Consider the following 24,267-nt stretch of genomic DNA (forward strand, 5'->3'; position numbering starts at 1 on the left):
CTTTCAGGCTTTTAAGTCCGCAAAAGGTTGACGCTCTCGCCAATACGTGGTGAAGGTCGCCATTAAATATCGACTCTCCTTATTGCATCACCTTCGTACGAGTAAATACGCTCATGGCATCCGAACGTTATAATCCGCGTGTGGCGGAAGCTCATTGGCAGAAAATCTGGGAAGAAAACCAGACTTTCGAAACCGACAACAGCGATCCCCGCGAGAAGTACTACGTCCTAGAAATGTTCCCTTATCCATCAGGGCGCATTCACATGGGTCATGTGCGCAACTATGCGATGGGTGACGTTGTTGCCCGTTACAAGCGCGCCAAGGGTTTCAACGTGCTTCATCCGATGGGCTGGGATGCGTTCGGTATGCCTGCGGAAAACGCGGCGATGCAGAACAAGGTGCATCCGAAGGAATGGACCTACCAGAACATCGACACGATGAAGCGTCAGCTGAAATCCATGGGCCTGTCGCTCGACTGGTCGCGTGAGTTTGCGACCTGTGATGTCGAATATTATCATCGTCAGCAGATGCTGTTCATCGATCTGTTTGAAAAAGGTCTGGTGACGCGTAAGACGTCCAAGGTCAATTGGGACCCGGTCGACAACACGGTGCTTGCCAATGAGCAGGTGGTGGATGGTCGTGGCTGGCGCTCTGGTGCGCTGGTCGAACAGCGCGAGCTGACACAGTGGTTCTTCAAAATCACCGATTTCAGCGAAGATCTGCTGGCGGGTCTCGACACGCTTGACCAGTGGCCGGAAAAAGTCCGCGTCATGCAGAAGAACTGGATCGGCAAGTCGGAAGGCCTGCAGGTTCGTTTTGCGCTGAATGCGTCGACCGCACCTGCTGGCTTCTCAGAAGTTGAAGTTTACACGACCCGTCCGGACACACTGTTCGGCGCGGCTTTCGTGGCCATTTCTGCCGATCACCCACTGGCGAAGAAGCTTGCAGAAAACAATGCTTCGCTCACCGGTTTCATTGATGAATGCCATCAGCACGGCACGTCGCTCGCGGCGCTTGAAACCGCTGAAAAGAAGGGCTTCGATACCGGCATCAAGGTCAAGCACCCGTTCGATGAGAATTGGGAACTGCCGCTCTATATCGCCAATTTCGTGTTGATGGAATATGGCACGGGCGCTGTTTTCGGCTGCCCTGCACATGATCAGCGCGATCTGGATTTTGCCAATAAATATTCGCTGAAAGTGACGCCGGTTGTTCTGCCAAAGGGCGAGGACGCTGCGAGCTTCAGTGTGGGCGAAACGGCCTTTACCGACGATGGCGTGATGATCAATTCGCGCTTCCTCGACGGCATGACGCCTGAAGCAGCTTTTGCCGAAGTGGCGGAGCGTCTGGAAAAGACCGAGCTCGATGGCCGCCCGCAGGCTGAACGCAAAGTTCAGTTCCGTCTCCGCGACTGGGGTATTTCGCGTCAGCGTTACTGGGGTTGCCCGATCCCGATGATCCATTGCGAAAGCTGTGGCGTCAATCCGGTGCCGCGTGCCGATCTTCCAGTCAAGCTGCCGGATGATGTCGAGTTTGACCGTCCGGGCAATCCGCTCGACCGTCATGCGACTTGGCGCCATGTGAAGTGCCCGAAATGCGGTGGCGAAGCTCGTCGCGAAACGGACACGATGGATACGTTCGTCGATTCGTCCTGGTATTACACGCGCTTCACTGCGCCGTGGGAAAACGAGCCGACAGATCGTGCGATTGCTGATCGCTGGTTGCCTGTCGATCAGTATATCGGTGGTGTTGAGCACGCGATCCTGCATCTGCTCTATTCGCGCTTCTTCACCCGCGCCATGAAAGTGGCAGGTCATGTCGGTATTGATGAACCATTCAAGGGCCTGTTTACGCAGGGCATGGTGGTGCATGAAACCTATAAGGCCGATGGTCAGTGGGTTGCACCTGCCGATATCCGCATCGAAGACGTTGACGGCAAGCGCGTCGCAACGCTCATCGAAGGCGGCGCACCGGTCGAAATCGGTTCGATTGAAAAAATGTCGAAGTCGAAGAAGAATGTGGTCGATCCTGACGACATTATCTCGTCTTACGGCGCAGATACTGCGCGCTGGTTCATGCTGTCAGACAGCCCGCCGGAACGCGACGTCATCTGGACGGAAGCCGGTGCCGAAGGCGCGCATCGTTTCGTACAGCGCGTCTGGCGTCTGGTTTCGGAAGCTGCCGCTGGCTTGAAGGATATAGCGCCGAAGGCTGGCACACAGGGCGATGCGCTCACCGTATCAAAGGCTGCGCATAAGACTGTACAGGCTGTTGGTGACGACATCGAAAAGCTCGCCTTCAACCGTGCCGTTGCCCGTCTTTACGAGCTGGTCAACACACTTGCAGCGCCACTACAACAGGTTGCAGCCGGTAAGGCTGACGGCGAGCTGAAAGCTGCATTGCGTGAAGCGACCGAAATGCTGGTTATGATGCTTGCACCAATGATGCCGCATCTGGCTGAACAGTGTGCAATTGAACTGGGTGGCAAAATTGCCGGTCAGGAAACACTGGTCGCCCGCGCAGCATGGCCGAAGTTCGACGCGGCTCTGATCGTGGAAAACGAGATCGTGCTGCCGGTTCAGATCAACGGTAAGAAGCGTGGGGATTTGACAATCGCGCGCGACGCTGATCAAGCTACAATCCAGCAGGCGGTGCTCGAACTTGACTTCGTCAAGGCCGCGCTCGAAGGGGGCTCGCCGAAGAAGATCATCGTGGTTCCGCAAAGGATCGTCAATGTCGTTGCCTGATCGCTTTATTTCAGCATTTAAGGCCTTTCGTGTCGCAATCGCTGCTCTTGGAGCAGCGGTTCTGATTGCAGGCTGTACAGTGCATCCGCTTTATTCGTCAGGTGGTGCCGGTGGCACGATCGGTGGCAGTGTTGCACCCGATATGCGCAGCAAGCTCGCGTCGATTGCCATCGACCCGGCAGGCAATGTGTTCCAGCAACAGGTTCGTAATCGCCTGATCTTCCTTTTGGGAGGTGGTGCTGGCGAACCTGCGACTCCGAGCTATCGTCTCAGCCTTGGTCTCAGCGCAAATACGCTGAATGCCGTGAGTGTCGATATCGGCGATCAGACCGACCGTACCGGCCGTCCATCCGCTGGTATCGTGAAGGCTACGTCGAGCTACGTATTGCGTGACAAGGATGGCAAGCCTCTTGTCTCCGGCACACGTACCGCTGGTGCATCTTTCGACCGTCCGCGTCAGGAATTCGCCAACCTGCGTGCGCAGCGTGATGCGACCAAGCGTGCAGCTGAAGAACTGGCCGAGCAGATCTATCTCGCACTTGCAATGCAGATGTCGAAGCTCTGAGCGCGTCAGCTTGATTGAGTTTGAAAAGGCGGCGCATCTTGTGCCGCCTTTCGTTTATCTAGAGCATTTCCGGTTTTTATTGAATCATTGGAAATGCTCTATCTCTTTGTTTTTGCGCGCATCTTGTTCCGAAAACCGCTTCGCACTTTTCGGGATGCACTCTAGGCTGAGGAAATCATGCGGCTCGTTTCATTTTCGGCAAAAGGCTATCGCTCGCTTCGGTCTGTCCGGTTTGATCTGGGGCAGGTCACGGTCTTTGTCGGTGAAAACGGTGCTGGAAAATCCAATCTCTATCGCGCCTTGCAGCTCGTGAAAGCTGCTGCAGAAGGCACATTCTCAACTGAGATCGTGCGCGAAGGCGGTATGCAATCTGCCATGTGGAGCGGCACCCGGCGCAAACATGAACCGGCGCGAATCATCCTTGAGGCTGAATTTGAAGATGAACGCCTCGCTTCGCGTCTGTCTTACCGTGTCGAAGCAGGACTCCCGCCGCCGGTATCGGGCGCTTTTCCGTTTGAGCCGCAGATCAAGGAAGAGCAGCTCAATCTTGACACCGGGCGACGTCCGGTTGACCTGATGGACCGCAAGGGGCCAGCAGTTTTTGCGCGTGACGGGGAGGGGCGGCGAACCGAGCATCCGAGCCGCCTTTTAACATCGGAGAGCGGCCTATCCGTCTTGGGACAGTCAGGGCATTATCCGGAGATCGGTGATCTCGCAGCGCAAATGCGCGGCTGGCGCTTCTATCATGGCTTCAGAAGCGACCGCGATGCACCGGTGCGTCAGCCATCAATTGCCGCAACCGCTGCGATGCTCGATGAAGACGGCAGCAATCTGGCTTCGGTCTTTGCGACGCTTGCCCATATCCGTCAGGATACGGTCGATCTTGATCATCTGATTGCCGATGCGCTGGAAGGTGCAAAGCTGGTCATTCCGTATCCGGAAGAAACCGCAACATTTGGCCTTAATTTTCCGGCCTTTCCGCCACGCGTATTTCGGCCGGGCGAGCTATCTGACGGGCAGATACGGCTGCTCGCGCTTGCAGGCGCGCTTCTGTCCTATCGGCTGCCGCCCTTGATTGCTCTGAACGAGCCGGAGGCCAGCCTGCATCCTGACATGATTCCATCGCTTGCGAAGATGATCGCGCGAGCTTCCGAGCGCAGTCAGATATGGGTGGTCACGCATTCGGCCCGGCTCGCGGAAGCCATTACGGAATATTGCGGCAGCAGGCCGATCCATGTTGCCAAGCATGACGGCGAAACTGAACTTGGATAAACAAAAACGGCGGATCAATGATCCGCCGTTTTACATTCTAATCAGTAGACTGATTAAGCAATTTTCTGGCCGGTCTTCGCCCAGTCGGCGAGGAAGGTTTCGAGGCCCTTGTCGGTCAGCGGATGCTTGACGAGTGCCTTGAGTGTTGCCGGAGGTGCGGTAACGACGTCGGCGCCGATGAGAGCTGCTTCCTTGACGTGGTTTACGGTACGAACCGAAGCGGCGAGGATTTCAGTGCGGAAATCGTAGTTGTCGAAAATGGTACGGATTTCAGCAATCAGTTCCATGCCGTTGACGCCCATGTCATCAATGCGGCCGATGAATGGCGATACGAAGGTCGCGCCTGCTTTTGCTGCGAGCAGAGCCTGATTGGCCGAGAAGCAGAGCGTCACGTTGGTCTTGTGACCATCGGAGGTCAGTGCCTTACAAGCCTTGAGGCCATCGAGCGTCAGTGGCAGCTTGATGCAGATATTATCTGCGATCTTGGCAATAACGGCAGCTTCCTTCATGATCTGCTCGTATTCTGTTCCAGCAACTTCAGCCGAAACCGGGCCCTTGACGAAGGAGCAGATTTCTTTTGTTACTTCGAGAATATCGCGGCCAGACTTGAGGATCAGCGACGGGTTGGTGGTCACGCCATCGACCAGTCCGAGGTCGTTGAGTTCGCGGATTTCCTTGACGTCCGCAGTGTCGACGAAAAACTTCATAACAGCGTTCCTCCATAATGAGCGCGGGGTGTTGTGGGAAACTAAATCCATTTAATTCCCGGAAGGTGGCTTTTCTTTAGCGCAAAGCCACGCCAAGGTCACGCAATCATGTCGAAAGATTCGCACGATATTTTGAGCCTTTTCGCGGAACCCACTCCGAGTGTGGTGCCGGTGCTTGTACCCATGCCCGCGGAGCGGCCTTATTCTTATATGGTGCCGGAGGGAATGCATGTCCAGCCCGGTTCAATCGTGCGCGTGCCGTTGGGGCCGCGCGAGGTTGCGGGAATCGTTTGTGATGGCGCGACCGATGCTGTTGACGCCAAGAAGCTGCGTGCAATTTCTGAAGTTTTCGATTGCCCGCCTGTGGATGCTCAGATGCTGCGTTTCATGCGCTGGGCCGCCGATTATACGCTTTCACCGCCTGGAATGGTGGCGCGCATGGTGCTTCGCGCGCCCGCAGCCTTCGATCCTGAGCCGAAAGTACCGGGGCTTCGTTACAATGGTCACGAGCCGGAGCGCATGACGGATGCCCGCGCCCGGGTGATGGAACTGGCACGCGACGGTTTGGCGTGGACCCGCTCGGGGTTGGCCCATGCCGCTGGTGTCTCGCTGACCGTTGTGGATGGTCTGAAAACGCAGGGCGTGTTTGAGGAAGTGATGCTTCCGCCGCCTGCTGTCGTTGCCACGCCGGATACGGATTATTCGCGGGCCACACTGTCGGAGGATCAGCAGGCTGCTGCCGAAATGCTGGCCGAATCGGTTGAGGAAGACTCTTTCTCAGTTTCACTGCTTGATGGTGTGACCGGCTCCGGCAAAACCGAAGTCTATTTTGAGGCCGTCGCCAAGGCGCTCGAGATGGGCAAGCAGGTGCTGATTCTTTTGCCGGAAATTGCGCTGACACAACAGTTTCTCGACCGCTTCCATGATCGCTTCGGGGCAAAGCCTGCCGAGTGGCACTCCGATCTTGCGCCACGCACACGCGAGCGCGTCTGGCGGCAGATTGCGGAAGGCACCGTGCGTGTGGTCGCCGGTGCTCGTTCGGCATTGTTTTTGCCGTTCAAGGAGCTTGGCCTGATCGTGGTCGATGAAGAACATGATCCGGCTTACAAACAGGAAGACCGCGTCTTCTATAATGCGCGCGATATGGCGGTCGTGCGTGGCCATATTGGCGGATTTCCGGTGATATTGGCATCGGCAACGCCTTCTATCGAAAGTCAGGTGAATGCCGATCAGGGGCGCTACAAGCGAATCAAGCTTTATGGTCGCTATGCAGAAGCGGCACTTCCGACACTGAAGACTATTGATATGCGGCGCTCTCCGCCTCCGCCGGGACGGTTTTTGTCGCCAGCCTTGACCGAGGCTGTGGGTAAGACTGTTGAGCGCGGCGAACAGGCGCTGCTGTTTCTCAACAGGCGGGGCTACGCGCCGCTCACGCTTTGCCGTGTTTGCGGTCATCGTTTCCAGTGCCCGCAATGTTCAAGCTGGCTGGTTGAGCACCGTTTTCGTGGGCAGTTGATGTGCCATCAGTGCGGCTATCATGAACCAGTGCCGGAAGCTTGCCCGGAATGCGGTACGCTTGACCATCTGGTTGCTTGTGGACCGGGCGTTGAACGCATTGCCGAGGAAGTGGCTGCAACCTTCCCGGACGCGCGAATCATTGTTCTTTCGTCGGATATGGCGGGTGGCGTTAAGCGTCTTCGGCTTGAACTGGATGCTATTGCCAAGGGCGAGGCGGATATTGTCATAGGCACGCAGCTCGTGGCCAAGGGACATAACTTCCCAAACATGACACTGGTGGGCGTTGTGGATGCCGATCTCGGGCTTGCCAATGGCGATCCGCGTGCAGCCGAACGCACTTTCCAGCTGCTCAATCAGGTGACAGGCCGCGCAGGCCGAACAGGCCGCAAGAGCCTTGGTTTGCTTCAGACCTATCAGCCTGACCATCCGGTGATGCGAGCTATCGTCAGCGGTGATTCGGAAGCGTTTTATGCGCGGGAAATCGAAGAGCGCGAACGAAGTGCCCTGCCACCATTCGGACGACTTGCCGCGCTGATTATATCCGCTGACAACCGGCCTGATGCTGAAAATCATGCGCGCGCGTTAAGGCGTGCAGCACCTCATTCTTCTGAGGTTTCGGTGCTTGGTCCAGCTGAAGCGCCGCTTGCACTGGTGCGTGGCAGACATCGGTTCCGCATCCTCGTTCACGGAACGAAAAGAGCGGATATTCAAGGGTTTATCCGTGCGCTTCTTGCAGCTGCACCCAAAGAGCGTGGTTCTATCCGGGTGCAGGTGGATATTGATCCGCAGAGCTTCCTGTAGCGTCCAAAGCTATGGAAACGCGTCGGGTTTTTCGCTATAGCGCTTGAAACCAAGAGGTGAAACGCAATGGAATTTTATCTCCCCATGACCACCGGCGAGTGGCTTGCCTGGAGTGCTGCGGTCGTAACGGCGCTAGCGGGACTGATCATGCTTTTTGCGCCGGGCATCACCATGAAGCTGCTGCGTCTTCAGCCAATCAACGCGCGTCCGGAAGCTTATAGCTCCATCCGCGCTGTTCTGGCCGGTCCTTATCTTGGCGTCGGGCTCGGTTGTCTCATCTTCGCACAACCTTTTCTCTGGGTTGTGCTGGGTGCCGTATGGGGATTTGCGCTCTTCGGCCGCTTCATTTCAATGATGTCGGATAAAAGCGCAACTTTTTACAACATTGTTGCTGCCGTCATCGAATTTTTGCTTGCCGCCGGACCTTTGCTTTACGCTTTTGGTTTCGTCAGCTGAGAAGCCAGGTAAGGGCAGGGCGGAGGCGAGAGTCGAGGCCAAGTTGCCGTGCTAAAAAGCATCCTGCTTCATTAGTGGGCTTGGTTAGTAGTTTTCTAACCTAAAATTGCGGCAAAACTTACACAAAAGTGCGGGATTCGCGTGTTGCGAGTCCGGTTCGTCTATGCTAGACGGCAATCACATTTCGGTGTTGTCGCGCTCGCGCGTCAGGGGTTCCCCGGAAACATTCAATAAAATCATCTGCTTGGGCCTTTTGGTCCTGCTGAACTCCCAAAAAGATGGTTTCAACGTAGAGAGCAGGTTGTTCGTGGCAGAAACGTCTTCGCTCATTTCAGGTGTCGCACAGCGCTACGCCGGATCGTTGTTTGAGCTTGCGCTCGATGCAAAATCCGTTGCTGCTGTGGAAAAAGATCTTGGCCGTTTCGAGGCGCTTCTGAGCGGAAGCGAAGACCTGAAGCGTCTGATTTCCAGCCCGGTCTTCAATGCTGAAGACCAGCTTCACGCCATTGGCGCGATTGCTGACAAGGCTGGCATCAAAGGTCTGGTCGGCAATTTCCTGCGCGTCGTGGCGTCTAATCGTCGCCTGTTTGCGCTGCCGGGTATCATCGCCGCTTTCCGTGAGATTGCAGCTGAACATCGCGGCGAAGTTTCCGCCGATGTTATTTCTGCGCATGAGCTGACGAGCGCTCAGCAGAACGAATTGAAGGCAACGCTGAAGAGCGTGGCCGGCAAGGACGTGACGATCAATGTCACCGTAGATCCTTCGATCCTCGGCGGGCTTGTCGTCAAAATGGGTTCGCGTCAGATCGACACGTCCCTTCGCACTAAACTTTCTTCTCTCAAGCTTGCACTGAAAGAGGTCGGCTGATGGACATCCGCGCCGCGGAAATTTCCGCTATCCTGAAAGAGCAAATCAAGAACTTCGGCAAGGAGGCTGAGGTCTCCGAAGTCGGTCAGGTTCTGTCCGTCGGCGACGGTATCGCCCGCGTTTACGGTCTGGACAATGTTCAGGCTGGCGAAATGGTCGAATTCCCTGGTGGTATTCGCGGCATGGCGCTTAACCTTGAAACCGACAATGTCGGTGTGGTTATTTTCGGTGCCGACCGTGACATCAAGGAAGGCGACGTCGTCAAGCGTACCGGCGCGATCGTTGACGTTCCAGTCGGTCCAGGCCTGCTCGGCCGCGTTGTCGATGCTCTCGGCAATCCAATCGACGGCAAGGGCCCAATCGTTGCTACTGAGCGTCGCCGCGTCGACGTTAAGGCACCGGGCATCATTCCGCGTAAGTCGGTTCATGAGCCAATGTCGACCGGCCTCAAGGCTGTTGACGCTCTGATCCCTGTTGGTCGTGGTCAGCGCGAGCTGGTCATCGGTGACCGTCAGACCGGCAAGACTGCTATCATTCTCGATACCTTCCTTAACCAGAAGCCAATCCACGACAACGGCCCAGACAGCGAAAAGCTTTATTGCGTTTACGTTGCTATCGGCCAGAAGCGTTCGACTGTTGCTCAGTTCGTTAAGGTTCTCGAAGAACGCGGCGCTCTCGAATATTCCGTCGTGATCGCGGCTACCGCTTCCGATCCGGCTCCGATGCAGTACCTTGCACCATTTGCAGGCTGCGCTATCGGCGAATATTTCCGTGACAATGGCCAGCACGCTCTGATCGGCTATGACGATCTTTCCAAGCAGGCTGTTGCTTATCGTCAGATGTCACTTCTGCTTCGTCGTCCTCCGGGCCGTGAAGCTTACCCAGGCGACGTTTTCTATCTGCACTCGCGTCTTCTTGAGCGCGCTGCAAAGCTCAACGACGAAAACGGCGCTGGTTCGCTGACGGCTCTGCCAGTCATCGAAACGCAGGGCAACGACGTTTCCGCGTTTATTCCGACCAACGTGATCTCGATCACCGACGGCCAGATCTTCCTCGAAACCAACCTGTTCTATCAGGGTATCCGTCCGGCTGTTAACGTCGGTCTGTCGGTTTCCCGCGTTGGTTCGTCCGCTCAGATCAAGGCCATGAAGCAGGTTGCCGGTTCGATTAAGGGTGAACTCGCCCAGTATCGTGAAATGGCAGCATTTGCTCAGTTCGGTTCGGATCTCGATGCTTCGACTCAGCGTCTGCTTAACCGCGGTGCACGTCTGACCGAACTTCTCAAGCAGCCACAGTTCTCGCCGCTCAAGACGGAAGAACAGGTAGCCGTGATTTACGCTGGCGTGAATGGCTATCTCGATAAGATCGCCGTCAACCAGGTTGGCAAGTTCGAAGCAGGTCTTCTTTCTTCGCTGCGCACCGAGCACAAGGATGTTCTCGACGCGATCCGCGACGAAAAGGCACTCACCGACAACATCAAAGCAAAGCTCAAGGCAGCGGTCGACGCGTTCGCCAAGTCTTTTGCTTGAACTTTGTGACGGGATGAACGGATGCCTTCACTAAAGGATCTGAGAAACCGTATCGCCTCGGTCAAGGCGACGCAGAAAATCACCAAGGCGATGCAGATGGTCGCCGCGGCGAAGCTGCGCCGTGCCCAGGAAGCTGCGGAGGCTGCACGGCCTTATTCGCAGCGCATGGGCGCCGTTCTCGCTAACATCGCGCAGAACGTGAGCGGTGAAGATGCACCGGCTTTGATGGCTGGTACAGGTAAGGACGACGTGCATCTGCTCGTCGTCGCTACTGCAGAACGTGGCCTTTGCGGCGGTTTCAACTCGCAGATTGCGCGTTATGCGCGTGATCATGCCCGCAAGCTCCTCGCTGAAGGCAAGACAGTCAAGATTCTGACGATCGGTAAAAAAGGTGCAGACATTCTGCGTCGTGAATTTGCTTCGTTGATCATTGACCATGTCAATCTGCGTGAAGTCAAACAGCTTGCTTTTGTGCATGCCGACCAGATCGGCCACAAGATCATTGAACTGTTTGAACAGGGCGCTTTTGATGTCTGCACGCTGTTCTATTCCGAGTTCAAGTCGGTGATCGCACAGATTCCGACCGCACAGCAGATCATTCCGGCTTCGGCTGGAAATGCTGAGCAGGCGGATACTGCAGGCGATGCGATTTATGAGTACGAACCTGATCCTGCGGCGATCCTGAGCACGCTGATCCCGCGCAATATTTCGGTCCAGATTTTCCGCGCTCTGCTGGAAAATGTGGCGGGCGAAATGGGCGCGAAGATGAGCGCAATGGACAATGCGACGCGTAACGCCGGTGACATGATCAACAAGTTGTCGATCACGTATAACCGTCAGCGTCAGGCTCAGATCACCAAGGAACTGATCGAAATCATTTCGGGCGCGGAAGCGCTCTAATCGGAAGGTAAAAGGATCGATGGCAAAAGCAGCGACCCCGAAAACTACCGCCGCGGCCGAAGCGAAGCCAGCTGCGGCCAAGGCTCCAGCCAAGAAGGCTCCAGCCAAGACTGCTCCAGCTAAGGCGGCCGCCGCTAAGGCTGACGCAGCTCCTAAGGCAGCAACGACCGGTGCAGTAGGCAAGATCACTCAGGTCATCGGCGCTGTTGTCGACGTACAGTTCGAAGACGGTCAGCTCCCGCTGATCCTCAACGCTCTGGAAACCGACAACCTCGGCAACCGTCTGGTTCTTGAAGTTGCACAGCACCTGGGCGAAAACACCGTTCGCACGATTGCTATGGACTCGACCGAAGGTCTCGTCCGTGGTCACGAAGTACGCGACACGGGCAACCCGATCATGGTTCCGGTTGGCGAAGAAACGCTTGGCCGTATCATGAACGTTATTGGTGAGCCAGTTGACGAAGCAGGTCCGATCAAGACCACTGCACGTCGCGCGATTCACCAGGAAGCTCCTGAGTACATCGAACAGTCGACCGAAGCTGAAATCCTCGTAACGGGCATCAAGGTTGTTGACCTTCTCGCTCCTTACGCAAAGGGTGGTAAGATTGGTCTGTTCGGCGGTGCAGGCGTTGGCAAGACCGTTCTCATCATGGAACTGATCAACAACGTTGCTAAGGCGCACGGTGGTTACTCCGTATTCGCAGGCGTTGGTGAACGTACCCGTGAAGGTAACGACCTTTACCACGAAATGATCGAATCGGGCGTTAATAAGCTCGGTGGCGGTGAAGGCTCGAAGGCCGCACTTGTTTACGGTCAGATGAACGAGCCTCCGGGTGCGCGCGCTCGCGTTGCTCTGTCGGGTCTGACGGTTGCTGAAAACTTCCGTGACAAGGGCCAGGACGTTCTGTTCTTCGTGGACAACATCTTCCGCTTCACGCAGGCTGGTTCGGAACTTTCGGCACTTCTGGGCCGTATTCCTTCCGCTGTGGGTTATCAGCCAACGCTGGCAACCGACATGGGCGCGATGCAGGAACGCATCACCACGACGACCAAGGGTTCGATTACTTCGGTTCAGGCAATTTACGTTCCTGCCGACGATTTGACCGACCCTGCACCGGCAACGTCGTTCGCTCACTTGGATGCGACCACCACGCTGAACCGTTCGATCGCTGAAAAGGGTATTTACCCTGCTGTGGATCCTCTGGAATCCACTTCGCGTATGCTCGATCCAATGATCGTCGGTGAAGAACACTACAATGTTGCCCGTCAGGTTCAGTCGATCCTGCAGCGCTACAAGTCGCTTCAGGACATCATCGCCATCCTCGGCATGGACGAACTGTCGGAAGAAGATAAGCTGACCGTTGCGCGCGCTCGTAAGATCGAACGCTTCCTGTCGCAGCCGTTCTTCGTTGCTGAAGTGTTCACCGGTTCGCCAGGCAAGCTGGTTGACCTCGCCGACACCATCAAGGGCTTCAAGGGCCTTTGCGCAGGTGAATACGATCATCTTCCAGAACCAGCCTTCTACATGGTTGGATCGATTGAAGAAGCGATCGAAAAGGCGAAGAAGCTGGCTGCTGAAGCCGCTTAATGAATTGAGTTTTCGGCGGGCTCTCATGCCCGCCGAAAATGCCTGTTCATTTGTTTGAGTATGATCTTTTCCGGAAGCCGGTTTGCATTCGGGATCAAGCTCTAGAAATTTAAGTGAGAACCATGGCTCAAGCTTTCCAATTCGAACTCGTGTCGCCAGAACGCCTCCTGATTTCCGCACAGGTGACGGAAGTCGTCATTCCGGGCAGTGAAGGCTACCTGACGGCTCTCGCAGGTCATTCGCCGCTGATGACGACGATCATGCCGGGTGTCGTTTCGGTGAAGCTGGGCGACGGCAAGTCTGACGCCTATGTGGTTTTTGGCGGCTTTGCCGACATTACCCCGCAGGGCTGCACCATTCTCGCGGAATCCGCCACGCATGTTGATGACGTCGATCCCGCTGATATTCAGAAGCGCATCGAAATTGCTCGCAAGCATCTCGAAGACGCTTCGACGAACGAACATCGCACGAAGGCAGAGATTTTCCTGCATCAGCTGATGACGTTGCAGGGTACGGTCCTTCCGGCCTGAAAAGGTTAGGCTTCGGCTACCCTAAGCGAATGTTTAAGAAAGCGGGCTTCGGCCCGCTTTTCTTTTTTGAACACTACTGTGAGCGGGAAATTATCGGTCAACTGGGCGACTGACCGTGCTTATACCATCACGCTTGCGTGAGTTTGGTATGATCGCTTGAAAACCGTGTGCTGGCCATTTATCTCATTAGTTAATTGTTAGGTCACTAATATAAGGCTTTCATTATGAGCAGAGCAGATCTCAGCGCGGAAATGATCGATGCCATGGCGAAGGTCAATCGTAGACTGCGGACATTATTTGATGCTCGGGTTAAAGAACGCGGCCTGACGCTGGCGCGTGCGCGCACCCTTCTCACATTGATTGAGCAGGAAGGCCTTTATCAGAAAGAATTAGCGGAAGTGCTCGAGATCGAGAACGCGACCATGGTTCGCCTGATCGACGGTCTGGAACGTCAGTCTTTTGTCGAACGTCAGGCGGTCGAAGGCGATCGTCGTGCCAAACGTATTGTGATGACTGAAGAAGGCAAGTCTCTGGCAGAGCAGGTGGTGAAGCTTGCTGGCGATGTGCGTGCTGATCTGCTTGAAGGTGTCAGCGACGAAGAGCTAACTGTGGCTCTAAAAGTTATGCGCAAAATGTCCGACTCGATGAACAAAGCGCATTAACGTAGTTGTCGCTCTCAGTTTTGTGAATTACTGCCACCTCTACAGCTGAACTTTGCCATCTTTCGAACATCAGCTAGCGCTTAATTTCATCCGTCAAATTTCAAGGCGGAGCGTTGGAGATGCGTTATTCGTCGCAGGCAGTTTTGGGCCTTTTGGCCATTCTTTCTATCGCTTCAGTTCAGACAATCGATATGAGTCACGGCTCCCGGCATTTTTATGCGAGAGCCGTAAATGATATCGGTACGGATGATGGTCTTATTTTCGATACAAGATCAACCACAACAGTGGACATGAACGCAGTGGCCCATGCGCGAAACGCCTTAGGCGCTGCCTGAGAACTATAGTCTTATGGTGCAAGCGTTCGCAGATAGGACATCAGCTCGCTAGCTGTGTCGCTCGCCCGGTCTGGTTCGCGGGAAATGATTGCTTCGATCAGCGTAGCATGGGCATTGGCAGAGCCGGTGATGCCGGTTGATGGGCGTAGTCTGAACCAGAATCGACGGCTGTGGGTTTGCAGCGGTGCCGCAAGACGCGTGGCATAGGGATTACTGGCAGCTGAGCCGAGCACGATGTCGAAGGCCTTATCCGCATCTAAAAACAGCGAAACATCTTCTGACGGAATAGCCTCGCGCATTGCGTCGGCTGCCGCTTGTAAGCGTTCGTAGTCTCGCGGAGTGCCAAAGCGTGCAGCATCACGCGCCAAAACACGCTCGACACCTTCCCGGGCGTCGAGCACTTTTGAGAAATCCTTGGGATCGATCTGCGTGATGGCGATGCCGGAACGCGGGCGTACTTCAACGAGCCCTTCCCAGGCGAGCCGTTGTATGGCTTCGCGGATCGGCGTGCGGCCCATTCCTGTCAGTTCAATCAATGTGCGCTCATTGACGATTGAGCCAGGTTCCAGTTCAAGCGTTACGATCGAGCGCTCCAGCAAACGATAAGCTTGCTCGGCAAGGCTTTCACTGCCCCAGCTATCTGTCAGCGCTGCGCTGCCTTTTGCAACTTTCTCGTGGACCCTTGCATGTTCCATGCAGATTGAAGCCTCATACTATGCGATTGACATCTTTTGACCCTACAGATATATCTCTGATATATCAATGATGGGCGGTGCGCTGTTAAAAAATAATAACAATGCAGGCGTTGTGCGAATATCATCGATAACGGGCTTTTTGCATGGTGTCATTCCAAAAAATGGATGGACAAAACCGGTGCAGTTGGCGTGAACTTACGTCAGCCTTATAAGCTAAGGCGAATATACAAGACCGGTAGGGAGCCGCGCATAAATGAAATTTGATCCCAGTAGGCAGCGCGACATCGTCATTATTGGTGGCGGCATTGTCGGCGTGGCTACGGCAGCACTTCTTGCCGAATCAGGGCGCGAAGTTCTTGTGATTGATCGAAGCGGGATTTGCGAGGAGACGAGTTCAGGGAATGCGGCGGCACTCGCCTTCTCCGACATACTGCCGATGGCCTCCAAAGGTGTTATGGGCAAGGTTCCGGGCTGGCTTATGGACCCGCTCGGACCTTTCACGATCCGCCCCTTTTACTTTCCAAAGATGATCCCCTGGCTTTATCGCTTCTGGCGTGCAAGCAGCGCGGAGGCTCTCGAGAAGACCACGGTTGCCCAGGGCAATATGATGCAGCTTGCGCAACGCGAGATGCTGGGGCTGATCGATAGAGCGGGCTTACGCGACCGTTTGCAGGAAGATGGCAATCTGGAGCTTTATGAAAGTGAAGCCGAACTTGCTGCGTCGCAACCCGGTTGGGATGCAAAGGCGAAAGCCGGTATCGCTTATGAGCATGTGCGTGGAACCCGCTTGAAGGAACTGCAGCCCGGGCTTGACCCTCGCTTTGTGGCCGGCACGTTTGTTCCGGGCTGGAAGAATGTCAGTGATCCGAAGCTCTTCGGTCAGGCCATCTGGGCATATGCTGAAAGCAAAGGTGCGCGTTTCCTTCATGCGAAAGTGAAACATGCCGCTAGCCAACGTGGCGGTGCGACGATTCATCTGGAGGACGGCACTGAGATAAGGGCTGCGAATCTGGTGCTGATGGCTGGAGCCTGGTCAAAGAATCTTGCGCAAGGATTTGGCGATGCAGTGCCGCTCGATACGGAGCGTGGCTATAACACGACGCTTCCGGTTGGCAGTTTTGATGTTAAGCGCCAGCTGACTTTCCCAGGCCATGGTTTTGTAATCACGCCGATGGCGACTGGCTTGCGTGTAGGTGGTGCGGTGGAGTTTGGTGGCCTTCAGTTGCCGCCCAATTATGCCCGTTCAACTGCAATGCTGAAAAAGGCCTCCATGTTCCTGCCGGGATTGAAGATTGAGGGTGGGCGGCAATGGATGGGGTATCGACCGTCTATGCCAGACTCTATGCCAGTTATCGGACGTGCCTCTGCAGGCGGAAATATTTATTACGGCTTCGGCCATGGCCATCTTGGCCTCACACAATCAGCGGCGACTGGCAGGATTATCTGTGACCTGATCATGGGTTCTGCGCCGGCTGTCGATATCGAACCTTTCAAGCCACAACGTTTTCGGAACTGACCATCATGGCAAGACATTCATTTTTCTGCGTCGACGGACATACCTGCGGCAATCCAGTGCGTCTGGTTGCTGGCGGTGGCCCGAACCTTGAAGGTTCGAACATGATGGAAAAGCGCGCACATTTCTTGCGCGAGTATGACTGGATCCGCACGGGTCTTATGTTCGAACCGCGTGGTCATGACATGATGTCCGGCTCCATTCTTTATCCACCGACACGTCCGGATTGCGATGTAGCTGTTTTGTTTATTGAAACATCCGGCTGTCTGCCAATGTGCGGTCATGGCACAATCGGCACTGTGACAATGGCTATCGAGCAAGGGCTTGTAACGCCAAAGACACCCGGAAAGCTCAACCTCGATACGCCTGCCGGTCTGGTGGCAATCGAATATGAGCAGAATGGTCAATATGTCGACCGCGTGCGACTGACCAACGTTCCAGCCTTCCTTTATGCCGAAGGATTGGAAGTGGAATGCCCTGATCTCGGACCAATTAAAGTCGATGTTGCATATGGCGGAAATTTCTACGCAATCGTAGAGCCGCAAGAAAATTACAGCGACATGAAAGATTATTCCGCGCTGCAGTTAATTGCCTGGAGTCCGGTGCTTCGTCAGCGCCTGAATGAGAAATATAAATTCCAGCATCCAGACCTGCCAGACATTAATCGTCTGACGCATATTCTCTGGACCGGCGAGCCGACACATCCTGAAGCTCATGCGCGCAATGCCGTTTTCTATGGCGACAAGGCAATCGACCGTTCGCCTTGTGGAACCGGCACTTCTGCCCGTATGGCGCAGCTTGCGGCCAAAGGAAAGCTGAAACCGGGTGATGATTTCGTGCATGAATCCATCATTGGTTCGCTGTTTCATGGCCGTGTTGAACGCGCCGTGGAGGTCGCTGGCGGCACCGGAATTATCCCTTCAATTGCCGGTTGGGCACGTATGACGGGCTACAATACGATCTTCATTGATGACCGTGATCCGTTTGCACACGGATTCACTGTTGCGTAAAACGGGTACGGTAGGCAAAAATAGGGAGACGCTCCCTATTTTTTGTCTGTGACGCGTTGGGGAAATTATGGAATAACGGGCCCGAATTAGGAGAAAAGTATATATACAGGGCCCTTTTTAGGGGACATAACTAGTTTGTGGAGGAATGAAGTCATTAGTCTTTTGTCTGAGACAAAAGGGGCTTGCATTCCTTTATACAGCCGTTAGGTGTAATTATCCGGGAATAAACAGAAGTCGCACGAAATAATGATGCGGCAATAATACCGGGTAGAGTTAAATGGGTGGCTTCTCGATGGAATATTTCTTCCAGCAGGTGATCAACGGGCTCGCGCTCGGATCGATCTATGGCCTGATCGCCATCGGCTATACGATGGTCTACGGCATTATCGGCATGATCAACTTTGCACATGGCGATGTCTTTATGCTCGGCGCCTTTATGGCGCTGATTGTTTTTCTAATCATCACAACATTCATCGGAGCGCTGCCAATTGCGCTCATGCTTCTGCTGATGATGGTTGTTGCAATGCTTCTGACGGGGCTCTGGAGCTGGACGATTGAGCGGGCTGCTTATCGGCCGCTGCGTGGATCGTTCCGTCTCGCGCCGCTGATCACAGCGATCGGTATGTCGATTGCATTGTCGAACTTCGTTCAGGTTACGCAGGGTCCGCGCAACAAGCCGGTGCCTCAGCTCCTGACTGGCTCCTACAATATCTTCGGAACCAACGTGACGATCTCGCTCAAGCAGATCGTGGTCATCGTGGTGACGGCGGTGCTGCTGACGATATTCTGGTATATCGTCAATCGAACATCGCTTGGTCGTGCGCAGCGTGCCTGCGAGCAGGACCGCAAGATGGCCGCGCTTCTTGGCATCAATGTCGACCGCGTTATTTCGCTGACCTTCGTGATGGGTGCCATGTTGGCGGCCGTTGCCGGTACGCTTTACCTCTCCTTCTACGGCGTTATTTCCTTTGCTGACGGGTTCATCCCTGGCGTCAAGGCGTTTACGGCGGCCGTTCTGGGTGGGATTGGCTCGCTGCCGGGTGCAGTGGTTGGTGGCTTGCTCATCGGTCTCATTGAAGCATTGTGGTCGGCTTATTTCTCGATCGATTACAAGGATGTTGCCGCGTTCTCGATCCTTGCCATCGTACTCATCTTCATGCCGTCCGGCATTCTTGGCCGTCCTGAAGTCGAAAAGGTGTAATCATGGCCGTACAAACAGGTTCACGCCCGGATTCCCTTTTTGCCCGGGCTATTCGTGAAGGGTTCATTGCCGGTCTTCTGGCTTTGGGACTTTTCATTCTGATCGTCGGTTTCAAGACCGATCAGAACATCAATAACGAGCTGGTGTTGCAGCAGCGCTGGGGGGCGCTGGCAATCCTGGTGGCTTTGGCGGCTTTTGGTCGCTTTGCCTTTATCGCGTTCCTGCAGCCCACGCTTGAGGCCCGCAAATTCGCAAAAGCAAGCCGCCCTGTGGTGGCTGCTGAAGCGCCGTCTTTCTTCCGCGCTCATTTCTCAAAAATTGGTGTGGTGTTTCTTTTCGTCTACCCGGTTCTGATCGTTACCATGCTTGGTTGGCAGGGATCGTTGAAGTGGGTCGACAATTTCGGCGTCCAGATCCTCATCTATGTGATGCTGGCCTGGGGCCTTAATATCGTGGTTGGCCTCGCTGGCCTTCTCGATCTCGGCTATGTCGCTTTCTACGCTGTGGGTGCATATTCCTACGCGCTTCTTTCGGCTTATTTCGGTTTGTCCTTCTGGATGCTGCTGCCGATTGCAGGCATTCTGGCTGCGACCTGGGGTGTTATTCTCGGCTTCCCGGTCTTGCGTCTGCGCGGTGACTATCTCGCCATCGTGACGCTGGCTTTTGGTGAAATTATCCGACTTGTCCTTATCAACTGGACGGATCTTACCAAGGGTACGTTCGGTATCTCCGGTATCGCGAAGGCAACCTTCTTCGGTCTGCCTTTCAATGCCAGCAAAGACGGCTTTGCCGCCTATTTCGGCCTGACATTCTCGGCTGCTCACTACAAGTTCTTCCTCTATTATGTGATCCTCATACTCGCGCTTGTTACGGCTCTCGTTACGATCCGTTTGCGCCGTATGCCTGTGGGTCGCGCATGGGAAGCGCTGCGCGAAGATGAAATCGCCTGCCGTTCGCTCGGCATCAATACCACCACAACCAAGCTCACCGCTTTTGCGACGGGTGCGATGTTCGGTGGTTTTGCTGGTTCGTTCTTCGCTGCCCGTCAGGGTTTCGTCAGCCCGGAATCTTTCGTGTTCCTTGAATCCGCTGTCATTCTTGCTATCGTCGTTCTTGGCGGTATGGGGTCGCTCGTCGGTATTGCGATTGCTGCAATCGTTATGATCGGCGGCACGGAAATCCTGCGTGAAATGGGCTTCCTGAAAGCTATTTTTGGAGCCAACTTCACCCCTGAACTCTACCGTATGCTGATCTTCGGTCTTGCCATGGTGGTCGTCATGGTCTGGAAACCGCGCGGATTTGTCGGAAGCCGAGAACCGAGCGCATTCCTCAATCAGAAGAAGTTGGTGTCGGGTGCCTTTACCAAGGAAGGGCACGGCTGATGGCGGAGACAAAAATTATGGCTGGCAATGGTTCGAAAGATACCATTCTTACAGTTGAGCATCTGTCGATGCGCTTTGGTGGTCTCGTTGCGATCAATGATCTGAGCTTCGATGTGAAGCGCGGCGACATCACAGCCATCATCGGTCCTAACGGTGCGGGCAAGACGACGGTCTTCAACTGCATCACCGGCTTCTACAAGCCAACCGGCGGTATGCTGACGATGAACCGGAATACGGGCGAAAAGTTCCTTTTGGAACGCCTGCCCGATTTCAAGATTACGCAGGATGCCCGCGTTGCACGTACGTTCCAGAACATTCGTCTGTTCTCGGGTCTGACCGTGCTGGAAAACCTGCTTGTCGCACAGCACAATGTGCTGATGCGTTCGTCAGGTTACACGATCCTCGGTCTTCTGGGTCTGCCGGGCTATAAGAAAGCCGCTAAGGCAGCGGTCGAAAAAGCGCGCTACTGGCTTGAGAAGATCAATCTCATTGATCGTGCGGACGACCCGGCTGGCGATCTGCCTTATGGCGATCAACGCCGTCTGGAAATTGCGCGCGCCATGTGCACTGAGCCAGAAATTCTCTGCCTCGATGAGCCGGCCGCGGGTCTTAACCCTCGTGAATCGGCAGAGCTCAACAAGCTGCTGCTCGATATTCGCAAGGAAACCGGCACGTCGATCCTGTTGATCGAACACGATATGTCAGTGGTTATGGAAATTTCCGACCATGTGATCGTGCTTGAATACGGCACAAAGATCTCTGACGGCTCACCGGAAGCAGTACGCAACGATCCGCGCGTTATCGCCGCCTATCTCGGCGTTGATGACGATGAGATCGCAGAATTGATCGAGGAAGCGGACAAGCCGGGCACTGGCGATCCTGCAGACTTTATCGCAACTCAGCTTGCTGTAGAGGCAATCGAGGAAGAAAAGGCTGAAGAGGCCGTTCGTTTTGCAGGCGGATTGGCTGCAGCGCGTGATGGCAAGCCTGATAATCTGACGCTCATCAAGGGCATCGGTGAAGTCAACGAGAAGAAGCTCAACGAGCACGGCATCTATCATTTTGATCAGATTGCCGCCTGGACTGAAGCTGACATCGTTCAGGCTGAAACCTATCTGGAATTCGACGGTCGCATTGCCCGCGAAGACTGGGTGGGGCAGGCAGCACAACTTGCTTCGGGCCAGGCAACCGAGTTTTCAACTCGTGTTGAAGCCGGAGATGTCCCTACGAGCCATAAGACTGCTCCCGCAAAGGCAGCCAGAGCCCCTAAAGGCACAAAGAGCGCCAAAGCTCCGGCAAAGCCCAAGAAGGGAGCTGAATGATGACGGCTGACACTATGCAAACAAAGCAACCGCTTCTGGCCGTCGAAAAGGTCGAGACCTATTACGGCAACATCCGCGCACTCAAGGGCATCGACCTGACAGTCAACGAGGGTGAAATCGTAGCGCTGATCGGCGCCAACGGTGCTGGCAAGTCCACACTCATGATGACCATATTCGGTTCGCCGCGCGCTCGTACAGGCCGCATTCTTTTCGGCGGCAAGGACATTACGTCAATGCCGCCGCATGAGATTGCGAAGCTGCGAATTGCACAATCGCCGGAAGGTCGCCGCATTTTCCCGCGCATGACAGTGCTTGAAAACCTGCAGATGGGTGCGAGCCTCGATCATCAGCAATATTTCGAGGAAGATGTTGCGCTGATGTTCGAACTTTTCCCGCGTCTGAAGGAGCGTATCAATCAGCGCGGCGGCACACTTTCGGGTGGTGAACAGCAGATGCTGGCGATTGCACGCGCGCTGATGGCCCGTCCGAAGCTTCTGCTTCTTGACGAGCCGTCACTGGGTCTTGCTCCTCTGATCGTCAAGCAGATCTTCGAAGCGATCAAGGAACTCAACCGCACGCAGGGTCTCACAGTGTTTCTCGTCGAGCAGAATGCTTTCGGTGCGCTGAAGCTTGCTGATCGCGGCTATGTTATGGTCAATGGATCAATCACAATGAGCGGCGCTGGCCGCGAACTGCTGGCTGACCCGGAAGTGCGTGCCGCCTATCTCGAAGGCGGAAGGCATTAAGGAGAAAAATCATGCAGGGAATTCTCTACGAAGAACCGTCATTCTGGCTGTTTTTTCTCATCACCTGCCTTCTGGGTGGCTGGGCTGCCTGGATGACAGGCCGTGCCTGCGCACAGACATGGCGGACCTATCCGCAGCTTTTGCTCTATCTCATCCCTTTGGGCGCAGCCGTGCGGTTTATCCACTATGCGCTGTTTGAGGGCACGCTGCTTTCGCTGCACTACTATCTGGTTGATGTGATCGTGCTGATGGTCATCGGTACGATCGGCTATCGTTATACGCGCACCAAACAAATGGTGCGCCAGTATAACTGGCTCTATGAAAAAGCTTCACCACTTAGCTGGAAGGCAAAATAATTCGAAGCTTCGCCGTGAGAGCATGTCCCCCAGAAGTGGGAACCGGTTTTGGGGGACGGCTTAAAAACAATAATTCAGAGCATTTGCTCTGATAAAATAGAAAACTCAAAATGCTCTGGCGGCGGAGCTTCTTTAAAAAGATCACGCTGAAAAACAGGTTCAGCGTAGATATTGCTGGCAAATCAGCAAGATAATAAAGCGATGCAAAAACATCGTTCGGGGTAACTATAATCGGGAGTTCAAGTAATGAAGAAATCGCTTTTCTCAGGCGTTGCTCTTGCAGCAGTGATGGCTTTCAGTGGCTCGGCTTGGGCAGATGTACTTTTGGGCATCGGCGCACCGCTGACTGGTCCAAACGCTGTGTATGGCGCGCAGATCCAGAAGGGTGCGGAAGCAGCCATCAAGGAAATCAATGATGCTGGTGGCATCAACGGCGAAAAGATCTCGATTACGCTCGGCGACGACGTGTCGGATCCAAAGCAGGGTATTTCGGTTGCAAACAAGTTTGCCGCTGATGGCGTGAAATACGTGATCGGCCACTTCAACTCCGGTGTTTCGATCCCGGCGTCTGAAGTCTATGCCGAAAACGGTATTCTCGAAATTTCGCCAGCAGCGACCAACCCTGTCTATACCGAGCGCGACCTGTGGAACACGTTCCGTACCTGCGGCCGTGACGATCAGCAGGGCATCGTTGCCGGTCAGTATATCTTCGACAACTTCAAGGACGCGAAGATTGCTGTGATCCACGATAAGACCCCTTATGGTCAGGGTCTTGCCGATGAAACCAAGAAGAAGCTCAACGAGCTCGGCGCCAAGGAAGCCCTTTATGAAGGCGTGAACGTCGGTGAGAAGGACTTCTCTGCACTCATCGCCAAGATGAAGCAGGCAGGCGTCACCGTCGTTTATTGGGGTGGTCTGCATCCGGAAGCCGGTCTCATCATCCGTCAGATGGCTGATCAGGGTCTGAAGGCTCAGTTCATTTCGGGTGACGGTATCGTTTCCAACGAGCTGGCTTCGATTGCAGGTCCGGCTGTTGAAGGCACGCTGAACACATTCGGCCCAGATCCACGCAACAACCCAGCCAATGCTGATCTCGTCAAGAAGTTCCGCGATGCAGGTTTTGAACCAGAAGCCTACACGCTCTACTCCTATGCGGCTGTTCAGTCTCTGGCAGGTGCTGCAAAGGCAGCTGGCAGCAACGACCCACAGGAAATTGCTAAGGCGTTGAAGGAAAAAGGTCCGTTCCCAACTGTGCTTGGTGATCTTTCCTATGATGCCAAGGGCGACCCGAAACTCCCAGGTTACGTAATGTATAAGTGGGAAAAGGGTGCAGACGGGAAATATAATTACATTCAGCAGTAAGTCTCTGTCTGTATTATTACGTCTCTAAGAAAAGTGCCCGGCTATATGCCGGGCATTTTTATTTTACGAAAACTTTAAATTCATGACATCATGCGGAAAAAGCATCAAATTTAGATATTAATGAGGATGGACAATACTGATCAAAGCCATTTTACCTAATGCAACGACATTGTTTGGCGTAAAGCACGGTTGGCAATTCGTT

General features: G+C 54.6%; 21 protein-coding genes. 19 read left to right on the plus strand and 2 right to left on the minus strand.

What is annotated here, in order from left to right; translation table 11 throughout:
* The first annotated feature begins 113 nt into the window (after nucleotides 1–113).
* The 3 genes from leuS (at nucleotide 114) to ABWV94_RS18265 (ending at nucleotide 4,584) form a co-directional block, all read left to right on the plus strand.
* Nucleotides 114–2,747: a leucine--tRNA ligase gene (gene leuS / locus ABWV94_RS18255; protein ID WP_113497846.1), complete on the plus strand. Its 2,634-nt coding sequence runs from the start codon at nucleotides 114–116 to the stop codon at nucleotides 2,745–2,747.
* The gene (gene lptE / locus ABWV94_RS18260; RefSeq protein ID WP_007876836.1) at nucleotides 2,734–3,312 is read left to right on the plus strand and encodes an LPS assembly lipoprotein LptE; all 579 of its coding nucleotides are present in this window, start codon (nucleotides 2,734–2,736) and stop codon (nucleotides 3,310–3,312) included. The genes leuS and lptE overlap by 14 nt, the downstream gene beginning before the upstream one ends.
* 177 nt (nucleotides 3,313–3,489) lie before the next feature.
* Nucleotides 3,490–4,584 carry an AAA family ATPase gene (locus ABWV94_RS18265; protein ID WP_200637331.1) on the plus strand — a complete coding sequence of 365 codons (1,095 nt, stop codon included), beginning with the start codon at nucleotides 3,490–3,492 and terminating at the stop codon, nucleotides 4,582–4,584.
* Between the two features lie 53 nt (nucleotides 4,585–4,637).
* Here ABWV94_RS18265 and fsa read toward each other — a convergent pair whose 3' ends face one another.
* Nucleotides 4,638–5,291: a fructose-6-phosphate aldolase gene (gene fsa / locus ABWV94_RS18270; protein WP_007876832.1), complete on the minus strand. Its 654-nt coding sequence runs from the start codon at nucleotides 5,289–5,291 to the stop codon at nucleotides 4,638–4,640.
* 108 nt (nucleotides 5,292–5,399) lie between these two features.
* Between fsa and ABWV94_RS18275 the strand changes: the two genes are divergently transcribed.
* The 8 genes from ABWV94_RS18275 to ABWV94_RS18310 all read left to right on the plus strand — a co-directional run bounded on the left by ABWV94_RS18275 (nucleotide 5,400) and on the right by ABWV94_RS18310 (nucleotide 14,143).
* Nucleotides 5,400–7,610: a primosomal protein N' gene (locus tag ABWV94_RS18275; protein WP_113497844.1), complete on the plus strand. Its 2,211-nt coding sequence runs from the start codon at nucleotides 5,400–5,402 to the stop codon at nucleotides 7,608–7,610.
* A gap of 66 nt (nucleotides 7,611–7,676) precedes the next feature.
* Nucleotides 7,677–8,066, plus strand: a complete 390-nt coding sequence (locus ABWV94_RS18280; RefSeq protein WP_007876827.1) for an AGROH133_08824 family phage infection protein — start codon at nucleotides 7,677–7,679, stop codon at nucleotides 8,064–8,066.
* A gap of 307 nt (nucleotides 8,067–8,373) precedes the next feature.
* Nucleotides 8,374–8,934, plus strand: coding sequence for a F0F1 ATP synthase subunit delta (locus ABWV94_RS18285; protein ID WP_007876824.1), 561 nt, complete (start codon nucleotides 8,374–8,376; stop codon nucleotides 8,932–8,934).
* Nucleotides 8,934–10,463 (plus strand): F0F1 ATP synthase subunit alpha, encoded by a 1,530-nt coding sequence (gene atpA / locus ABWV94_RS18290; protein WP_007876822.1) that lies wholly within the window; start codon nucleotides 8,934–8,936, stop codon nucleotides 10,461–10,463. Before ABWV94_RS18285 ends, atpA begins: the two co-directional genes overlap by 1 nt.
* A gap of 21 nt (nucleotides 10,464–10,484) precedes the next feature.
* On the plus strand, nucleotides 10,485–11,363 hold the full coding sequence (locus tag ABWV94_RS18295) for a F0F1 ATP synthase subunit gamma (protein WP_007876818.1): 879 nt from the start codon (nucleotides 10,485–10,487) through the stop codon (nucleotides 11,361–11,363).
* Between the two features lie 19 nt (nucleotides 11,364–11,382).
* Nucleotides 11,383–12,951, plus strand: coding sequence for a F0F1 ATP synthase subunit beta (gene atpD, locus ABWV94_RS18300; RefSeq protein WP_007876816.1), 1,569 nt, complete (start codon nucleotides 11,383–11,385; stop codon nucleotides 12,949–12,951).
* 122 nt (nucleotides 12,952–13,073) lie between these two features.
* Entirely contained in the window at nucleotides 13,074–13,481 is a 408-nt protein-coding gene (locus tag ABWV94_RS18305) for a F0F1 ATP synthase subunit epsilon (RefSeq protein WP_113497843.1), read from the plus strand.
* A 224-nt stretch (nucleotides 13,482–13,705) separates the two neighbouring features.
* Nucleotides 13,706–14,143, plus strand: coding sequence for a MarR family winged helix-turn-helix transcriptional regulator (locus ABWV94_RS18310; protein ID WP_007876813.1), 438 nt, complete (start codon nucleotides 13,706–13,708; stop codon nucleotides 14,141–14,143).
* Nucleotides 14,144–14,489: 346 nt separating this feature from the next.
* Here ABWV94_RS18310 and ABWV94_RS18315 read toward each other — a convergent pair whose 3' ends face one another.
* Nucleotides 14,490–15,173 carry a GntR family transcriptional regulator gene (locus tag ABWV94_RS18315; protein WP_064321088.1) on the minus strand — a complete coding sequence of 228 codons (684 nt, stop codon included), beginning with the start codon at nucleotides 15,171–15,173 and terminating at the stop codon, nucleotides 14,490–14,492.
* A 253-nt stretch (nucleotides 15,174–15,426) separates the two neighbouring features.
* On the opposite strand from ABWV94_RS18315, the gene ABWV94_RS18320 reads away from it, so the two are divergent.
* The 8 genes from ABWV94_RS18320 to ABWV94_RS18355 all read left to right on the plus strand — a co-directional run bounded on the left by ABWV94_RS18320 (nucleotide 15,427) and on the right by ABWV94_RS18355 (nucleotide 24,065).
* The gene (locus tag ABWV94_RS18320; protein ID WP_113497841.1) at nucleotides 15,427–16,689 is read left to right on the plus strand and encodes an NAD(P)/FAD-dependent oxidoreductase; all 1,263 of its coding nucleotides are present in this window, start codon (nucleotides 15,427–15,429) and stop codon (nucleotides 16,687–16,689) included.
* 5 nt (nucleotides 16,690–16,694) lie between these two features.
* Complete coding sequence (locus ABWV94_RS18325) at nucleotides 16,695–17,696, plus strand: 4-hydroxyproline epimerase (RefSeq protein ID WP_105518947.1); 1,002 nt, start codon at nucleotides 16,695–16,697, stop codon at nucleotides 17,694–17,696.
* Nucleotides 17,697–17,988: 292 nt separating this feature from the next.
* Nucleotides 17,989–18,897, plus strand: a complete 909-nt coding sequence (locus tag ABWV94_RS18330; RefSeq protein WP_007876804.1) for a branched-chain amino acid ABC transporter permease — start codon at nucleotides 17,989–17,991, stop codon at nucleotides 18,895–18,897.
* Between the two features lie 2 nt (nucleotides 18,898–18,899).
* Nucleotides 18,900–20,279, plus strand: a complete 1,380-nt coding sequence (gene livM / locus ABWV94_RS18335) for a high-affinity branched-chain amino acid ABC transporter permease LivM (RefSeq protein WP_079212306.1) — start codon at nucleotides 18,900–18,902, stop codon at nucleotides 20,277–20,279.
* A 17-nt stretch (nucleotides 20,280–20,296) separates the two neighbouring features.
* Nucleotides 20,297–21,601, plus strand: a complete 1,305-nt coding sequence (locus ABWV94_RS18340) for an ATP-binding cassette domain-containing protein (protein ID WP_039860196.1) — start codon at nucleotides 20,297–20,299, stop codon at nucleotides 21,599–21,601.
* Complete coding sequence (locus ABWV94_RS18345) at nucleotides 21,601–22,347, plus strand: ABC transporter ATP-binding protein (protein ID WP_039860190.1); 747 nt, start codon at nucleotides 21,601–21,603, stop codon at nucleotides 22,345–22,347. The genes ABWV94_RS18340 and ABWV94_RS18345 overlap by 1 nt, the downstream gene beginning before the upstream one ends.
* Before the next feature lie 11 nt (nucleotides 22,348–22,358).
* Entirely contained in the window at nucleotides 22,359–22,703 is a 345-nt protein-coding gene (locus ABWV94_RS18350) for a DUF6867 family protein (RefSeq protein ID WP_007876800.1), read from the plus strand.
* Nucleotides 22,704–22,949: 246 nt separating this feature from the next.
* Nucleotides 22,950–24,065, plus strand: coding sequence for a branched-chain amino acid ABC transporter substrate-binding protein (locus tag ABWV94_RS18355; protein ID WP_007876799.1), 1,116 nt, complete (start codon nucleotides 22,950–22,952; stop codon nucleotides 24,063–24,065).
* Nucleotides 24,066–24,267: the final 202 nt, after the last annotated feature.

This window comes from Brucella sp. NBRC 12953 (assembly GCF_040369775.1).
GTDB lineage: Bacteria > Pseudomonadota > Alphaproteobacteria > Rhizobiales > Rhizobiaceae > Brucella > Brucella pseudogrignonensis.

Coding starts and splice junctions, on each gene's coding strand:
- ABWV94_RS18280 (WP_007876827.1), top strand. CDS start 7,677: ATGGAATTTTATCTCCCCATGACCACCGGCGAGTGGCTTGCCTGGAGT.
- ABWV94_RS18355 (WP_007876799.1), top strand. CDS start 22,950: ATGAAGAAATCGCTTTTCTCAGGCGTTGCTCTTGCAGCAGTGATGGCT.
- ABWV94_RS18350 (WP_007876800.1), top strand. CDS start 22,359: ATGCAGGGAATTCTCTACGAAGAACCGTCATTCTGGCTGTTTTTTCTC.
- ABWV94_RS18265 (WP_200637331.1), top strand. CDS start 3,490: ATGCGGCTCGTTTCATTTTCGGCAAAAGGCTATCGCTCGCTTCGGTCT.
- atpA (WP_007876822.1), top strand. CDS start 8,934: ATGGACATCCGCGCCGCGGAAATTTCCGCTATCCTGAAAGAGCAAATC.
- ABWV94_RS18310 (WP_007876813.1), top strand. CDS start 13,706: ATGAGCAGAGCAGATCTCAGCGCGGAAATGATCGATGCCATGGCGAAG.
- ABWV94_RS18345 (WP_039860190.1), top strand. CDS start 21,601: ATGACGGCTGACACTATGCAAACAAAGCAACCGCTTCTGGCCGTCGAA.
- ABWV94_RS18295 (WP_007876818.1), top strand. CDS start 10,485: ATGCCTTCACTAAAGGATCTGAGAAACCGTATCGCCTCGGTCAAGGCG.
- livM (WP_079212306.1), top strand. CDS start 18,900: ATGGCCGTACAAACAGGTTCACGCCCGGATTCCCTTTTTGCCCGGGCT.
- lptE (WP_007876836.1), top strand. CDS start 2,734: ATGTCGTTGCCTGATCGCTTTATTTCAGCATTTAAGGCCTTTCGTGTC.
- fsa (WP_007876832.1), bottom strand. CDS start 5,291: ATGAAGTTTTTCGTCGACACTGCGGACGTCAAGGAAATCCGCGAACTC.
- ABWV94_RS18320 (WP_113497841.1), top strand. CDS start 15,427: ATGAAATTTGATCCCAGTAGGCAGCGCGACATCGTCATTATTGGTGGC.
- ABWV94_RS18275 (WP_113497844.1), top strand. CDS start 5,400: ATGTCGAAAGATTCGCACGATATTTTGAGCCTTTTCGCGGAACCCACT.
- ABWV94_RS18325 (WP_105518947.1), top strand. CDS start 16,695: ATGGCAAGACATTCATTTTTCTGCGTCGACGGACATACCTGCGGCAAT.
- ABWV94_RS18305 (WP_113497843.1), top strand. CDS start 13,074: ATGGCTCAAGCTTTCCAATTCGAACTCGTGTCGCCAGAACGCCTCCTG.
- atpD (WP_007876816.1), top strand. CDS start 11,383: ATGGCAAAAGCAGCGACCCCGAAAACTACCGCCGCGGCCGAAGCGAAG.
- ABWV94_RS18330 (WP_007876804.1), top strand. CDS start 17,989: ATGGAATATTTCTTCCAGCAGGTGATCAACGGGCTCGCGCTCGGATCG.
- ABWV94_RS18315 (WP_064321088.1), bottom strand. CDS start 15,173: ATGGAACATGCAAGGGTCCACGAGAAAGTTGCAAAAGGCAGCGCAGCG.
- ABWV94_RS18340 (WP_039860196.1), top strand. CDS start 20,297: ATGGCTGGCAATGGTTCGAAAGATACCATTCTTACAGTTGAGCATCTG.
- leuS (WP_113497846.1), top strand. CDS start 114: ATGGCATCCGAACGTTATAATCCGCGTGTGGCGGAAGCTCATTGGCAG.